The sequence below is a fragment of the Pseudomonas sp. ES3-33 genome, assembly GCF_000952175.1.
Taxonomy (GTDB): Bacteria; Pseudomonadota; Gammaproteobacteria; order Pseudomonadales; family Pseudomonadaceae; genus Aquipseudomonas; species Aquipseudomonas gregormendelii.
Map to the genome: position 1 here is coordinate 117,356 of NZ_JZRI01000149.1, position 12,258 is coordinate 129,613.

The window sequence follows — 12,258 nt, forward strand, 5'->3', positions numbered from 1 at the left end:
TGTCCAGGAAGCGATTGAAGCCCCGCGCCAGATCACCGAGCTCATCGGCCCGGCTGGAGTCCAGACGGTGAGTCAAATCTCCACCACCGCTACCGATGGCAACCAGCGCCGCTGTTACCTGGCGGATCGGCCGCACCAGGCCACGGGCCAGCAACACCACCAACAGCAGGCATACCAGGGCGACGGCGAGACCAATGCCGCCACTCATCCACATGGCACGGCGGGCTTCAGCGTAGATCTGCGACTGTGGCACTTCGGCCACCAGCGTCCAGCCCAAATCCCTCAAGGGCAGGCTCAGTGCCAGAAAATCTTCGTCTTCGCGCATGAAGTTAGTGCTGGTGGCAGTTGTTTGACCCATGACGGACCGGGCGGCTGCCTCACCCATCTGCTCGGACAGTGTGCGTTTGCCACTGAACCGAGCTTCGGGATGGACTTGGATCAAGCCGTCAGAACGCACCAGGTAGACCTTGCCGCGCGCACCAAAGCTGTAGTTGTGGATCAGCCCGGAAAGCTCCTTCATGCTCAGGCCAAGCCCTGCAACGCCCACGACTTTACCGGCCTGCTCGACCTTGAGGTCGATGAACAGCGCCAGCTCTCCTGTCGCGGTGTCATTGTCGATATTGAGCGTGCGCGGCTGATCGCTGTCCAGAAATGAGTAGAACCAGGCGTCCTTGGGGTTGGCACGGCTGAGCGTGCGGTCCAGGCCCTTCTCGGTGTAGTAGTGGCTGGACCCGGTGCCCACTATCAATGCAGTGAAGGCCTTGTGCTCGGCGCGAATACCTTCCAGGTAGCTGACAAAACCCGGCGCCTGGGCACTGTTTTCGCCCCCCGCCAGCCAGTCGCGCACCATGCTGTTGCTGGCGATGTCCTTGGCGGCAGTGAGCGGTTGAACAAGGATGCGTTCGATGTCGTTGCGCATCGCTTCGATGCTGGACGGCAGCGCCTGTTCGACCAGATAACTCTGGGCCAGACGATTGACCACGAGGGTATAAATGCCAACCACGATCAGCACGCTGACCAGCAGGGCGGTACCCATGCTCAGGATCAGTTGCCATTGAATACTGCGACGCCAGAACTGCATGGAGCACCCCCAAAGAATAAGAGGCTGGAACACTGCAACAGCCGTGCCGATTGTATACAAGCTAATCGACAATTTATTCTTTGGTTGTGCGCAAAGCCGATCAGGCTTGATTGATGGTCTTGGCGATCACTTCAACCGTGGCGCTGACTTGCTCTTGATAACGGTCGAGTTCGAGCTGATGTTGCTTGCGCATCTCGATCTGCTGAGAGCACAGGTTCATCGCCGCCAGCACGAGCAGCCGGTCACCGATCAGCGTCGGGTACCTCTTCTTCGTGTCAGCCAGTGCAGCCTTCAACATCATGGCGGCGTCCAGCAGGGTTTGCTCCTCCCCGGCCGGCGCCCTGATCGAATAGTCCTCCCCCAGGATGGAGACGACTTTTACCCCTGCGGCGCCCTGACTCATGCGCTGACAGGGCCGGCGCTGACACGCTCAACCAGGGCCTGGATACGCGCTGCGGTAGCGCCGTGTTTCTCTTCCTGTTCCATCAGGTTCAGTTGCAGGTTTTCGTTTTCATCTTTGGCCTGGGCCAATTCTGCGCTCAGGGTCTGGTTCGTGGCGAGCAGGGCCTGGTTCTGTTGTACCAGGTCGCTGACCAGCTGTTCCAATTGGCTAAGGGAGGCTTCCAACATTTTGATTTTCCAAGCATTTTCAAAGGGCGCGTACGATAAAGAAAAGTCACCACGGATGCCAGGGTTATTCAGGCGCAAGGCCTTGATTTTCCTGGCGGGCGACCCTTCTCGCGAGCTTTAAAGACTGTGATTGGCGAATCTGGTTCCTGCACTTCGTCGATAACCCTTGTTGCAGGCTCGAGCTTGCTCGCGACGAACGAAAGACCACCGCACATACCTGGATGCTCGCGTCATCATTCACGACCATCGCGAGCGAGCTCGCTCCTACAGGGAGTGTGCTGTGGATGCGACAAAAAAAGCACAGGCACTCAAGACTTTAGTCTTATGACCGATAAGCCCTCCATACGACAGTCTCAGCGCCGCATGGATGCGCCTTTCCCGGTACACACCATGTCTCTTCGTAATATGAATATCGCTCCGCGGGCCTTCCTCGGTTTCGCCCTGATTGGCGGTTTGATGCTGGTTCTGGGGGTGTTTGCCTTGAACCAGATGAGCAAGATCCGCGCGGCGGGCGAAGACATCGCCTCCGCCAGCGTGCCTAGCGTGAAAAGCCTCGACGAGTTCACGCAATTGACGCTGCGCCTGCGGGTCCTGTCCTACCGCTTGCTGACTAACCGCGAACCCGACGTGCAGCAGAAAACCTATGAGCTGTTCGAGTTGCGTCATCAGCAGATCCGCGCGACGCAGAAGGTTTATGAACCGCTGATCGACGGGCCGGTCGAGCGGGCGGCCTATGACCAGTATCTGCAACTGCTGGGTCAATACCGTCAGCTTGAGGAGCAGATGAAGAGCCTGTCGCGCAACAATCAGGTCGAAGACCTGCGCAAAATGCTCAACACCGAATTGCTGGCCAATTCCGAGGCGGTCAACACGGCACTCGCCAGGTTGCTGGAGATCAATACCCAGCAGATCGCCGAAACCAGCCAGGAGGCAGCCGACCAGTACTCCTCGGCATTTAACCTGGTTGTCGGGCTGCTGGTCCTGGCCTCGGGCCTGACACTGCTGTTCGCCTGGTTGTTGACCAACAGCATTACCAAGCCGATCGCCAATGCCCTGGAAGCCGCCGAAGCCATCGCCGAGGGCAACCTGACTCGCCCGATCACCGTCGATGGCGAAGATGAAGCCGGCCGCCTGTTGCTGGCCATGTCGAAGATGCAGGAAAAACTGCGCGACACGTTGCAGCGAATTTCCGGTTCGGCGACTCAACTGGCCTCCGCCGCTGAAGAGCTCAACTGCGTCACCGATGAAAGCGCCCGCGGCCTGACCCAGCAGAACAACGAAATCGAACAGGCCGCCACTGCCGTGAACGAAATGACCAGCGCCGTTGAAGAAGTCGCGCGCAACGCGGTCAGCACCTCCGAAGCGTCGAAAAACGCCACGACCTCAGCCGGCGACGGCCGCGACCTGGTCCAGGAAACCGTCAGCGCCATTGAACGCATGAGCGCCGATGTGCAGAGCACCGCAAGCCTGATCGGCGACCTGGCCAACGAGTCCCGGGATATCGGCAAAGTCCTGGATGTGATTCGTGGGCTGGCTGACCAGACCAACCTGCTGGCGCTGAACGCCGCGATCGAAGCGGCCCGTGCCGGCGAGGCCGGTCGCGGTTTTGCCGTGGTGGCGGACGAAGTTCGTGCACTGGCCCATCGCACCCAGCAATCGACCAGCGAAATCGAACGCATGATCGGCAGCATCCAGAGCGGTACCGAGCATGCGGTGAATTCGATGCGCAACAGCACCGAGCGTGCCGAATCGACCCTGAACATTGCCCGCGGAGCCGGACTGTCCCTGGAGACGATCAACAATGCCATTGTCGAGATCAACGAGCGCAACCTGGTGATCGCCAGCGCGGCGGAAGAACAGGCGCAGGTGGCGCGGGAAGTGGATCGCAACCTGGTGAACATCCGGGACCTGTCGGTGCAGTCGGCAACCGGGGCGAGCCAGACCAGCGCGGCCAGTAATGAGCTATCGCGCCTGGCGGTGGATCTGAATGGAATGGTGGGACGCTTCCACCTTTAACACGCAAACGCAGCCCCCCGTGGGAGCTGGCTTCCCAGCTCCCACGGGGGGCTGCGCCAAGGCGGATTCAGCTGTTGGGCATTGATCCGCAAAAGCTTTTTGACAGCATCACATTTCAACAGGTTAGAATCGCTGGCACGCAGACTGCATGGTCAGTTTGTGCCCGCCTTTCAGCTTTCCTGGAGTACTGCCTTTGAATGCGACGACCATCAACAGCCTGTTCTTGATCGGCGCGTTGCTGGTAGGTGCGAGCATTCTGGTGAGTTCACTTTCGTCGCGCCTGGGCATCCCTATCCTGGTGATCATCCTGGCCGTGGGCATGGCGGCCGGTGTCGACGGCGCCGGTATCATTTTCGATAACTACCCTACAGCCTATCTGGTCGGCAACCTGGCACTGGCCGTCATCCTGCTCGACGGTGGCCTGCGAACAAGGGTGTCCAGTTTCCGCGTGGCCTTATGGCCAGCACTGTCCCTGGCCACGGTCGGGGTGTTGATCACCACTGGCTTGACTGGCATGGCGGCCGCCTGGCTGTTCGACCTGAACATGATCCAGGGCTTGCTGATTGGCGCCATCGTCGGTTCCACCGATGCGGCGGCGGTGTTCTCGCTGCTGGGCGGCAAGGGCCTGAACGAGCGGGTCAGTGCCAGCCTCGAGATCGAATCCGGCAGCAACGACCCGATGGCGGTGTTCCTCACCGTCACCCTGATCGACATGCTTGCCAGCGGCGAGACCGGGCTGCACTGGAACCTGCTGGGGCATCTGGTGCGCGAGTTCGGCATTGGCGGCGTCATTGGCCTGGGTGGGGGCTGGGTCATGTTGCAGCTGGTCAACCGAATCAACCTGGCCAACGGCCTGTACCCGATCCTGGTGATCGCTGGCGGGCTTGCGGTGTTCGCGCTGACCAACGCGCTGCACGGCAGCGGCTTCCTCGCGGTGTACCTGTGTGGCCTGGTGATCGGCAACCGTCCGGTGCGCAGCCGTCACGGCATCCTGCACATGCTCGACGGCATGGCGTGGCTGGCGCAGATCGGGATGTTCCTGGTGCTGGGCCTGCTGGTAACGCCACACGACCTGCTGCCAATCGCCTTGCCCGCCCTGGGCCTGGCGCTGTGGATGATCCTGTTCGCACGGCCGCTGTCGGTGATGGTTGGCCTGCTGCCATTCAAGGCCTTCCACGGCCGCGAAAAAGCTTTTATCTCCTGGGTGGGGCTGCGCGGCGCGGTGCCGATCATCCTGGCGGTGTTCCCGCTGATGGCCGGCCTGCCCAACGCCCAGCTCTACTTCAACCTCGCATTCTTTATCGTGCTGGTGTCGCTGCTGGTGCAGGGCACGAGCCTGCCCTGGGTGGCGAAGTTGCTCAAGGTAACCGTTCCGCCTGAGCCGTTGCCGATTTCCCGGGCCGCGCTGGAAGTGCATGTAACCAGCGAATGGGAGCTGTTCGTTTATCGCCTTGGGGCCGAGAAATGGTGCATCGGTTCGCCCCTTCGCGAGTTGAAAATGCCCGAAGGCACGCGTATTGCGGCCCTGTTCCGTGGCCAGCAACTGCTCCATCCGTCGGGTAGTACGGTGCTCGAAGTCGATGATTTACTCTGTGTTATCGGCCACGAACACAACCTCCCGGCCCTTGGAAAACTCTTCAGCCAGGCCCCGCAACGGGGGCTTGATTTGCGCTTTTTCGGCGACTTCGTACTCGAAGGAGATGCCCAGCTGGCTGCGGTTGCTGCCCTGTACGGGTTGAAGGTCGAAGGCATCGATCCGGACATGTCCCTGGGCCGCTTCATCGCGCAAAAAGTTGGCGGTGCGCCAGTAGTGGGTGACCAGGTGGAGTGGAACAACACCATCTGGACAGTCGCGGTCATGGACGGGAACAAGATTGGCAAAGTCGGCGTCAGATTTCCCGAAGGAAGTCGCCCGGGTCCGGGACTCTTCCTCTAAACTCCACACTTCGCCAGCTTTCGATCGGTCTCTATGTCAACCCTGCGCACCTATTTCTTCATGGCCCTGCTGGGCTTGAGCCTCTCTATCGGTACGCTGCAAGCCGCCGAACCGCCCACCAGCGAAGCCGTGCAGGCGAGTCTGGACAAGATTGCCGACCGCAAGCTGCCGGAAGCCGATCAGAAAGCCCTGCAGAGCATCCTGCAAAACACCCTGACCCAGCTGGGTAATCAGCGCGATTACGAGCAGAAACTGGCAGCGCTCAAGCAGCAGCTGGCTACCGCGCCCAAGCAGAACATAGAAAACCAGCGCGAACTGGTGCGTCTCAAGGGCACCAAGGTCCTGCCGGTGGAGCAGCGCTTCGCCAACCTGTCGATCCAGCAGCTGGAGCAGATGCTCACCGAGCGCTCTACCCAACAGAGCGATCTGCAAAAAGCCCTGGCCGATGCCAACAGCCTGGTCATCACCGCCCAGACCCGGCCCGAGCGTGCCCAGGCAGAAATCTCCGCCAGCCAGACCCGCATCCAGCAGATCAACAACATCCTCAAGGCCGGCAAGGACGCGGGTAAAACCTTGAGCGGCGAACAGCGCGACCAGCTCAACGCCGAACTTGCGGCACTCAACGCGCTGATCCCCCTGCGTCGCCAGGAATTGGCGGGAAACAGCCAGTTGCAGGACCTGGGTAACAGCCAGCATGACTTGCTTACCGAGAAATCGGATCGCCTGGATCAGGAAATCCAGGAGCTGCAGAACCTGATCAACCAGAAGCGCCTGGCACAGTCCCAGGAGACCGTGACGCAACAGTCCATCGAGGCACAAAAAGCCGGGGGCAGCAGTTTGCTGGCCACGGAAAGCTCGATCAACCTGAAGCTGTCCGACTACCTGCTCAAAACCACCGACCGCCTCAACATCGTCACCCAGCAGAACCTGCAGACCAAACAGCAACTCGACAGCGTCACCCAGAGCGACTCGGCCCTGGACGAGCAAATCAACGTGCTCAAGGGCAGCCTGCTGCTGTCGAAAATCCTCTACAAGCAGAAACAGGCTTTGCCGCGGCTCAAGCTGGACCGCGATCTTGCGGACCAGATCGCCGACATCCGTCTGTATCAGTTTGATGTCAGCCAGCAACGGGAGCTGCTGAGCAACCCGACCATCTATGTCGACAACCTGCTGTCCACCCAACAGCCGGAACAGGTTACCCCGCAATTGCGCAAGAGCCTGCTGGAACTGGCCAATACCCGGGCGGACCTGCTGGAGCGGCTGAACCGCGAACTGAGCGCCGTACTCAACGAATCCATTACCCTGCAACTCAACCAGAAACAACTGCTGAGTACCGCGCAAAACCTGCGCGCCACCCTCGACGAGCAGATGTTCTGGATCCCAAGCAACAAGCCGCTGGACTTCGAATGGATGCACGACGTGCCGGAGCGCCTGCAGCGCCAGGTCACCACCCTGCCATGGGCTTCGAGCCTGAGCGAACTGTCCGACGGGCTGACCCAGCGACCATTGCTGTTCCTGCCCCTGGCGTTGCTGATCGGCGCGCTGCTGTGGCGCCGCAAGAGCCTGTATGCCCGTTTGAACAAGGTTCACCAGGACATCGGCCACTTCAAGCGTGACAGCCAGTGGCACACGCCGCAGGCCATTTTGATCAACATCCTGCTGGCGATGCCGGTGTCACTGGGCCTGGCCCTTTGCGGCCTGGCGCTGCAGATCGACGCACGCGGGCAGAACGCCAATATGGGCGCGGCGCTGTTGCAGATGGCGCAAGCCTGGCTGGTGTTCTACACCGCCTACCGCATATTGGCCCCGGGTGGCGTGGCGGAACTGCATTTCCGCTGGGAGAAGCCACAGGTCGAATTCCTGCAGGGCTGGGTGCGTCGACTTGGTTTGGTCGTGATGGCCCTGGTTGCCGTGGTGGCAGTCGCAGAGCTGCAACCGGCCGCCCTGGCCGATGATGTGCTGGGCATGCCGGTGGTGCTGACCTGTTATGCGCTGATGGCCTGGCTGCTCAGCCGCCTGCTGATCAGCAGCCCGACTCACCAGAACGCCTCGCTGTTCCGCAAGGCCGTGGGCATCCTGTTTACCGCGCTGCCCATCGCGCTGTTCGTCGCGGTGTGCTTTGGCTATTACTACACGGCGCTCAAACTCAGTGATCGGCTGATCAACACGTTGTACCTGCTGATGTTCTGGCTGGTCATTGAAGCCACGTTCGTGCGCGGCCTCAGCGTGGCCGCCCGGCGCCTGGCCTATCAGCGCGCCCTGGCCAAGCGCCAGGCCGCCAGGGAAGCGGGCGATGGCGAAGCGGTGATCGAAGAGCCGACCCTGGACATCGAAAAGGTCAACGAACAGTCGCTGCGCCTGATCCGCCTGGCGTTGCTGGGCGGGTTCATGGCAGCGCTGTACTGGGTCTGGTCGGACCTGATCACCGTGTTCTCGTATCTGGACAACATTACCCTCTACGAATACACCAGCGGCACCGGCGCCAACATGAGCATGGTGCCGATCAGCATCGGCGACATGCTCGGCGCACTGATCATCATCGGTATCACCTTCGCCCTCGCCCGCAACTTGCCAGGGCTGCTGGAAGTGCTGGTGTTGTCCAAGCTGAACCTGGCGCAGGGCAGTGCCTACGCTACGACCACGCTATTGTCCTATGTGATTGCAGGCGTCGGTTTCGTCTCGACCCTGTCGACCCTTGGCGTGAGCTGGGACAAATTGCAATGGCTGGTGGCAGCGCTATCGGTCGGCCTGGGTTTTGGTATGCAGGAGATCTTCGCCAACTTCATCTCCGGCATCATGATCCTGTTCGAACGTCCCGTGCGGATTGGCGACACCATCACCATCGGCAACCTGTCGGGTACGGTGAGCAAGATCCGCATCCGCGCCACCACCATCACCGACTTCGACCGCAAAGACATCATCGTCCCGAACAAGACGTTCATTACCGGCCAACTGATCAACTGGTCCCTGACGGACACTATCACCCGGGTGACGCTCAAGCTTGGCGTCGACTACGGTTCGGACCTGGACCTGGTCAAAGAGCTGCTGCTCAAGGCTGCCCGGGAAAACCCGCGGGTCCTGAAAGATCCCGAACCCCATGTGTACTTCCTCAACTTCGGCGAGAGCACCCTCGACCATGAGTTGCGCATGCATGTGCGTGACCTTGGCGACCGCAACCCGGTGCTCGACGAGGTCAACCGCTTCATCAATCGCGAGTTCAAGAAGCAGCACATCAACATTTCGTTCCGGCAGATGGAGGTCTACCTCAAGAACCTCCACGGCCAGGAATACAAGATGGTACCGATTGAACCGGAAGCCAAAACCATCGTGCCGCTGGTCGATGGCAAACCACCGCAGGAACCTCCTGCAGCCAAGCTCGACTAACCCGCCTATCCCTAGCAGAATGCTCGGACATTCTGCTGGAGATGGCCGGTGAAAGCCCTCGACGAACTGACCTTCGATAATCGCTTCGCCCGCTTGGGCGACGCGTTTTCTGCCCATGTGTTGCCCGAGCCGATCGACAATCCACGCCTGGTGGTGGCCAGCCCTTCTGCCATGGCGCTGCTCGACCTCGACCCGGCCGAAGCTCAGACCCGGGAGTTTGCCGAGCTGTTCAGTGGCCACAAGCTCTGGGCCGACGCAGTGCCCAGGGCGATGGTGTATTCCGGCCATCAATTCGGCTCCTACAACCCCCAGCTGGGCGACGGTCGCGGTCTATTGCTCGGCGAGGTCTATAACCAGGCCGGCGAGCACTGGGACCTGCACCTCAAGGGCGCCGGCCAGACGCCGTTTTCGCGCATGGGTGATGGTCGCGCAGTCCTGCGTTCCTCGATCCGCGAATTCCTCGCCTCGGAAGCCCTGCACGCCCTGAACATTCCCACGACCCGCGCGTTGTGCGTGATCGGCTCGGACACCCCGGTCTGGCGCGAAAAGCAGGAACGCGCAGCCATGGTCCTGCGCCTGTCACCCAGCCACATCCGCTTCGGGCATTTCGAGTATTTCTACTACACCAAGCGTCCCGAACAGCAGGACGAGCTGGGCCAGCATGTACTCTCCATGCACTTTCCCGAATGCCTGGAACAGCCCGAACCCTACCTGGCGATGTTTCGCGAGATCGTCGAACGCAATGCCGAGCTGATCGCCAAGTGGCAGGCCTACGGCTTCTGCCATGGGGTGATGAACACCGATAACATGTCGATCCTGGGCATCACCTTCGACTTCGGGCCTTTCGCATTCCTGGATGACTTCGATGCCAACTTCATCTGCAACCACTCCGATGATCAGGGCCGTTATTCCTTCAGCAACCAGGTGCCGATCGGGCAGTGGAACCTCAGCGCGCTGGCCCAGGCGCTGACGCCGTTCATCAGCGTCGAGGCCCTGCGCGAAACCCTCGGCCTGTACCTGCCGCTGTACCAGGCCCATTACCTGGACCTGATGCGCCGCCGGCTCGGCCTGACCACCGCCGAGGACGATGACCAGAAACTGCTCGAGCACCTGCTGCAACTGATGCAGAACAGCGCAGTCGACTACACCCTGTTCTTCCGCCGCCTCGGCGATGAATCACCGGCGCTGGCCGTTGCCCGATTGCGCGATGACTTTGTCGACATCAAGGGCTTCGATGCCTGGGCCGAGCTGTATGTTGCGCGGGTTGCTCGCGAAGGTACGGTCGATCTGGAACAACGCCGCCAACGGATGCATGCGGTGAACCCGCTGTATATCCTGCGCAACTATCTGGCCCAGAAAGCCATCGATGCTGCCGAGAGCGGGGACTATTCAGAAGTCCGCCGACTGCATGCGGTGCTGAGCAATCCATTCGAGCAGCAGCCAGGGATGGAGGCCTACGCCGAACGGCCGCCAGAGTGGGGCAAGCATCTGGAGATCAGTTGTTCTTCGTGATGGTTGTCAGATAAACGTCTCGACCGACACTGCGAAGCGTTCAGCCAGCCAGCGGACCTGCCGCAGGTTGAGCTGACGCTTGCCGCTAAGGATTTCCGACACGACCGACTGCGCTCCTACACCCGGCAGTTCGCTCTGACTCAGGCCGTGCTCGCGCATCAAATAAGTCTGCTCCGGTTTGAATCAGCCTGATTTCACCAAAATACGCTGCACGATTGAAAACATGAGTAAACGTCTCCAAATCAGTCAAATCGGCTTCTTATCAGGATCCTTGCTCATGACCGAACCACTGCTCATCCCCTGCCCCCATTGCAACGGGCTCAATCGGATCCCAGCCGGGCGCCTGGCTGATCAGCCCAAATGCGGTCGCTGCAAAGCGCCAGTGCTGTTGAAGAGTCCTTTTGAACTGAAGCAAGGTGATTACGCCAGCCAGATCAAGGGGGATTTGCCATTGTTGGTAGACGTCTGGGCTGACTGGTGTGGCCCGTGCAAGTCATTTGCGCCGGTGTTCGAACAGGCGGCCGCGCAGTTGGCAGGCAAATGCCGGCTGGCCAAGCTGGACAGCGAGGCCAACCAGCCGTTGTCGGCTCAACTGGGGATTCGCTCGATTCCCAGCTTGATTCTGTTTAAGAACGGGCGGGAAGTGGCGCGCCAGAGCGGTGCGTTTGCGTTGCCACAGTTGATGAGCTGGTTGCGTAGCCAGGGGATCTGACCACCGCCTAAAAGATCGCAGCCTTCGGCAGCTCCTACAGAATTATGGTCCATCTCGGACCCTGCAGGAGCTGCCGAAGGCTGCGATTTTTTGATCGTCAGGCGTTTTCCAGCAGGTTATGCAGCTCCACAAACTGCTGGGTCAACTTATGCCGTGGGTCCAGATGAATCAGCGGCGTATTGGCCTGGTGCGACTCACGCATCCGCACCGACGTGCCCAGGTATACCGGCAGCACCGGCAACCCTTCAGCGATCAGTTCGTCAAGAATTTGCTGGGGCAGACTCGCGCGGGCCTGGAACTGGTTGACCACAATGCCTTCTACTTCCAGGCCCTCGTTGTGGTCTTCCTTCAACTCTTCGATCTCCGCCAATAACCCATAAAGCGCCTGACGCGAGAAGCTGTCACAATCGAAGGGTATTAACACGCGATCGGCGGCAATCAGCGCCGATACCGCATAGAAGTTAAGAGCCGGGGGCGTATCCAGGTAGATCCTGTCGTAATCCTCGGATAACTCGTCCAGCAGCTTGCGCAGCTTGTTGATCTTGTGCTTCGCCTCGAGCTTGGGCTGCAAGTCCGCCAATTCTGCCGTGGCGGTAATGACATGGAGGTTATCGAAGGGCGTTTCGTAGATATCGACCTGGTTTTTCTTGGAAAACGGCCCGGAGGACAGGGTTTGCTTGAAAAAATCGGCAATGCCCATCGGGATGTCATTGCCGGTAAGTCCGGTCAGGTACTGAGTGGAGTTGGCTTGGGCATCGAGATCCACCAATAGGGTGCGATAGCCCTCGCTGGCGCTGACCGCCGCCAGATTGCAGGCAATGCTGGATTTGCCTACGCCACCTTTTTGATTAAACACCACGCGCCGCATGTCGAAACCTCCGTGTATCAAAGAATGACCGAGTGTAGTGGTCCCAAGCGTCGCTTCGCTACCTCGTTGGGAATTGGACTACAGGGTCATGCGAAAACTCTGAATAAAAAAGGGCCAAG

At 60.0% G+C, this 12,258-nt stretch carries 8 protein-coding genes and 3 pseudogenes; 6 read left to right on the forward strand and 5 right to left on the reverse strand.

The features are described 5' to 3' along the window. Positions 1-7: 7 nt before the first annotated feature. The 3 genes and pseudogenes from UB23_RS30925 to UB23_RS24875 all read right to left on the reverse strand — a co-directional run. Positions 8-1,081 (reverse strand): annotated as a pseudogene (locus UB23_RS30925) (HAMP domain-containing protein); the annotation flags it as partial. Positions 1,082-1,181: 100 nt separating this feature from the next. Next, complete coding sequence (locus UB23_RS24870) at positions 1,182-1,484, reverse strand: cell division protein ZapA (protein WP_045061902.1); 303 nt, start codon at positions 1,482-1,484, stop codon at positions 1,182-1,184. Then, positions 1,481-1,711, reverse strand: a complete 231-nt coding sequence (locus tag UB23_RS24875) for a hypothetical protein (protein WP_045061903.1) — start codon at positions 1,709-1,711, stop codon at positions 1,481-1,483. The genes UB23_RS24870 and UB23_RS24875 overlap by 4 nt, the downstream gene beginning before the upstream one ends. Positions 1,712-2,116: 405 nt before the next feature. Here UB23_RS24875 and UB23_RS30930 point away from each other — a divergent pair. The 5 genes and pseudogenes from UB23_RS30930 to selO all read left to right on the forward strand — a co-directional run. Next, a pseudogene (locus UB23_RS30930) lies at positions 2,117-2,872 on the forward strand (MCP four helix bundle domain-containing protein); the annotation flags it as partial. Continuing rightward, the gene (locus UB23_RS30935) at positions 2,864-3,727 is read left to right on the forward strand and encodes a methyl-accepting chemotaxis protein (RefSeq protein ID WP_414704658.1); all 864 of its coding nucleotides are present in this window, start codon (positions 2,864-2,866) and stop codon (positions 3,725-3,727) included. The pseudogene UB23_RS30930 and the gene UB23_RS30935, both read left to right, overlap by 9 nt. A gap of 193 nt (positions 3,728-3,920) precedes the next feature. Beyond that, positions 3,921-5,663, forward strand: a complete 1,743-nt coding sequence (locus tag UB23_RS24885; RefSeq protein WP_045061905.1) for a potassium/proton antiporter — start codon at positions 3,921-3,923, stop codon at positions 5,661-5,663. A 33-nt stretch (positions 5,664-5,696) separates the two neighbouring features. Beyond that, complete coding sequence (mscK, locus tag UB23_RS24890; RefSeq protein WP_045061906.1) at positions 5,697-9,047, forward strand: mechanosensitive channel MscK; 3,351 nt, start codon at positions 5,697-5,699, stop codon at positions 9,045-9,047. A gap of 48 nt (positions 9,048-9,095) precedes the next feature. Beyond that, a complete protein-coding gene (gene selO, locus UB23_RS24895) occupies positions 9,096-10,559 on the forward strand; it encodes a protein adenylyltransferase SelO (protein ID WP_045061907.1) in 1,464 nt (487 codons plus the stop codon). A 6-nt stretch (positions 10,560-10,565) separates the two neighbouring features. On the opposite strand, the pseudogene UB23_RS29620 reads toward selO, so the two are convergent. Beyond that, a pseudogene (locus UB23_RS29620) lies at positions 10,566-10,724 on the reverse strand (helix-turn-helix domain-containing protein); the annotation flags it as partial. 112 nt (positions 10,725-10,836) lie between these two features. On the opposite strand from UB23_RS29620, the gene trxC reads away from it, so the two are divergent. Beyond that, entirely contained in the window at positions 10,837-11,271 is a 435-nt protein-coding gene (trxC, locus tag UB23_RS24905; RefSeq protein ID WP_045061908.1) for a thioredoxin TrxC, read from the forward strand. A 97-nt stretch (positions 11,272-11,368) separates the two neighbouring features. Here the strand turns inward: trxC and UB23_RS24910 are convergent, their stop codons facing one another. Then, a complete protein-coding gene (locus UB23_RS24910; RefSeq protein WP_045061909.1) occupies positions 11,369-12,139 on the reverse strand; it encodes a ParA family protein in 771 nt (256 codons plus the stop codon). Positions 12,140-12,258: the final 119 nt, after the last annotated feature.

Excerpts from the sequence above, each read along its gene's own strand:
- UB23_RS30935 (WP_414704658.1), top strand. The coding sequence starts at position 2,864 with ATGCAGGAAAAACTGCGCGACACGTTGCAGCGAATTTCCGGTTCGGCG.
- mscK (WP_045061906.1), top strand. The coding sequence starts at position 5,697 with ATGTCAACCCTGCGCACCTATTTCTTCATGGCCCTGCTGGGCTTGAGC.
- UB23_RS24875 (WP_045061903.1), bottom strand. The coding sequence starts at position 1,711 with ATGTTGGAAGCCTCCCTTAGCCAATTGGAACAGCTGGTCAGCGACCTG.
- UB23_RS24870 (WP_045061902.1), bottom strand. The coding sequence starts at position 1,484 with ATGAGTCAGGGCGCCGCAGGGGTAAAAGTCGTCTCCATCCTGGGGGAG.
- trxC (WP_045061908.1), top strand. The coding sequence starts at position 10,837 with ATGACCGAACCACTGCTCATCCCCTGCCCCCATTGCAACGGGCTCAAT.
- UB23_RS24910 (WP_045061909.1), bottom strand. The coding sequence starts at position 12,139 with ATGCGGCGCGTGGTGTTTAATCAAAAAGGTGGCGTAGGCAAATCCAGC.